The sequence below is a fragment of the Aeromonas sp. HMWF017 genome (genome assembly GCF_003061465.1).
In the GTDB taxonomy this organism is placed as follows: Bacteria; Pseudomonadota; Gammaproteobacteria; order Enterobacterales; family Aeromonadaceae; genus Aeromonas; species Aeromonas veronii.
Genome location: NZ_QAJD01000136.1, coordinates 18226 through 20991, shown reverse-complemented (window position 1 = coordinate 20991; position 2766 = coordinate 18226). Strand labels below are relative to the sequence as shown.

At 62.4% G+C, this 2766-nt stretch carries 3 protein-coding genes; all 3 read left to right on the top strand.

All coding sequences use genetic code 11. The annotated features are described in order from the left end of the window. On the top strand, positions 1-1041 hold a 1041-nt coding region (hisC, locus tag DBR30_RS13655; protein ID WP_108588392.1), incomplete at its 5' end, for a histidinol-phosphate transaminase. 15 nt (positions 1042-1056) lie between these two features. Further along, on the top strand, positions 1057-2181 hold the full coding sequence (hisB, locus tag DBR30_RS13650; RefSeq protein ID WP_108542622.1) for a bifunctional histidinol-phosphatase/imidazoleglycerol-phosphate dehydratase HisB: 1125 nt from the start codon (positions 1057-1059) through the stop codon (positions 2179-2181). Next, a partial coding sequence (gene hisH, locus DBR30_RS13645; protein WP_108588391.1) for an imidazole glycerol phosphate synthase subunit HisH occupies positions 2181-2766 on the top strand: 586 nt, incomplete at its 3' end. The genes hisB and hisH, both read left to right, overlap by 1 nt.

Below are 2766 nucleotides of genomic sequence, written 5' to 3'. Positions count from 1 at the left end.
GTGCGGGCCCTCACTCCCTATCAGTCAGCCCGCCGCATCGGCGGCAAGGGCCACGTCTGGCTCAACGCCAACGAGGCGCCGCAGGCCTATCCCTTCACCATCGAGGGTAGCCGCCTCAACCGCTACCCCGAGTGCCAACCGACCGAGGTGGTGAACAGCTATGCCGCCTATGCCGGGGTTAATCCCGATCAGGTGCTGGTCAGCCGTGGCGCCGACGAGGCCATCGAGCTCTTGATCCGCACCTTCTGCGAAGCGGGTGAAGATCAGATCCTCATCTGCCCACCGACTTACGGCATGTACGCCATCAGTGCCGAGACCTGCGGCGTGGGGATTGTCGAGCAGCCGCTCACCATCCGCCGCCAGCCGGACTGGCCCGCCATCGCGGACCGTCTGTCTGATGTGAAGCTGGTGTTCCTCTGCTCCCCCAATAACCCCACCGGGGATCTGGTGGGGCGCGACGGCCTGATCGCCCTGCTGGAGAAGGCCCGGGATCGCGCCATCGTGGTGGTGGACGAGGCCTATATCGAGTTCTGCCCAGAGTCGTCCGTGGTAGACCTGCTGGCCCGCTTCCCCAATCTGGTGGTGACCCGCACCCTCTCCAAGGCTTTTGCGCTGGCGGGGATCCGCTGCGGCTTTACGCTGGCAAGCCCCGAGGTGATCGCCATGCTGGCCAAGGTGATCGCCCCCTATCCCATCCCCGAGCCCATCGCCCAGATCGCGGCGCAGGCCCTTTCCCCCATGGGACTGGAGCTGATACGCGAACGAGTGATAGAGCTCAACAAGCAAAAAGCCGCCTTCAAGGCCGCGCTCGGCGAACTTTCCTGCGTCAAAGAGGTGTTTGAGGACAAGGGCAACTTCGTGCTGGTGCGCTTTGTGGATGGCGCCACCGTCTTTGCCGCCATGAAGGCCGCCGGCATCATACTGCGGGATTTCTCCAGCAAACCGGGCTTGGACAACAGCATTCGCGTCACTATCGGCTATCAGGGCGAGATGGATGCCGTGCTGGCGGTATTGCGTGATCTGCCCTCTCCCACTTTGTAAGACAAGGATGTAGCGATGAAGACCCCGTTTTTGTTTATCGACCGCGACGGCACTTTGATTGAAGAGCCGGTGACCGACAAGCAGGTGGATAGCCTCGCCAAGCTGCGCTTCGAGCCCATGGTCATTCCGGTACTGCGCGAGCTGCAGGCCGCCGGTTACGTGCTGGTGATGGTGACCAATCAGGATGGGCTGGGCACCGCCAGCCTGCCGCTGGAGAACTTCCAGCCCCCCCACGACCTGATGATGCACCTGTTTGAATCGCAAGGGGTGAAGTGGGAGCAGGTGCTGATCTGCCCGCACTTCCCCACCGACGGCTGCAGTTGCCGCAAGCCCCACCTCGGGCTGGTGAAGGAGTATCTCGCCTCCGGTCGCATCGACTTTGCCAACTCCTTCGTGATTGGCGATCGCCAGACCGATCTGCAGCTTGCCGAGAATATGGGCATTGGCGGTATTCGCTACCACCCGCTGGATCACGACTGGCTCGCCATCCGTGATCAGCTACTGTCCAAGGGCCGCGCTGCCAAGGTGGAACGCTACACCAAGGAGACCCGCATTCAAGTGGCGGTGGACCTCGACCCTTCTGCCACAAACAAGAGCGGCGGCAACCAGATCGCCACCGGTATCGGCTTCTTTGATCACATGCTGGATCAAATTGCCACCCACGCCGGTTTCCAGCTCAAACTGAACGTCAGCGGCGATCTGCATATCGACGATCACCACACTGTGGAAGATGTTGGGCTGGCCCTCGGCCAGGCGCTGCGCCAAGCCCTTGGCAACAAACGCGGTATCGGCCGCTTCGGCTTCGTGCTGGCGATGGACGAGGTGCAGGCAGTGATCGATGCGCGTCCGCTGACCGAGCAGGAGGTGAGCACAGCGCTGGATCTCAGCGGTCGCCCCTACTTCGTATTCGACTGCCCGAGCGGTTTTGGCCGCGACAACGTGGGTGAGATGGCCACCGAGATGGTGCCCCACTTCTTCCGCTCGCTGTCGGATGCCATGGCCATCACCCTGCAGATGAAAGTGGGCAGCGGCAACACCCACCATCAGGTGGAGGCGCTGTTCAAAGGCTTTGGCCGCGCCCTGCGTCAGGCTATTCGGGTGGAAGGGAGTGACCTCCCCTCCAGCAAGGGAGTGCTGTGATGGATGTGAGCAAGCAGAAGCTGGTCATCATCGACACCGGCTGCGCGAATCTGGCCTCGGTCAGAATGGCGTTCGAACGCCTTGGCGTGCAGCCCTTGGTCTCCAGCCGGGCGGCAGATATCGAGCAGGCCGACAAGCTGATCCTGCCGGGCGTCGGCACCGCGGTGGCCGCCATGAAGAATCTCAACGAGCGGGGGCTGGTGCCCCTTATTCGCGCCGCCAAGCAACCGCTGCTGGGCTTTTGCCTCGGCATGCAGATGCTGGCGGAGGCCTCCGAAGAGAGCATGGGCACGCGAGGTTCGCCAGATACGCTTATCGACTGCCTCGGCATAGTACCGGGCAAGATCCGGCTGATGGAAGTCGGCAATCTGCGCCTGCCCCATATGGGCTGGAACCAGATTGAGCATGACGGGACCCATCCTCTGCTCAAAGGGATCCCGAGCGGCAGCTACTTCTACTTCGTCCACTCCTATGCACTGGAAGTGACCGGAGCGACGCTGGCGACCTGCGACTACGGCCAGCCGTTTACCGCCATCGTGGGCGGGGTTGCTGAACACAGCAACTTCTTTGGCGCCCAATTCCACC

Bases quoted from the DNA above. Each gene is read 5' to 3' on its own strand.
- hisB (WP_108542622.1), top strand. From the start codon at position 1,057: ATGAAGACCCCGTTTTTGTTTATCGACCGCGACGGCACTTTGATTGAA.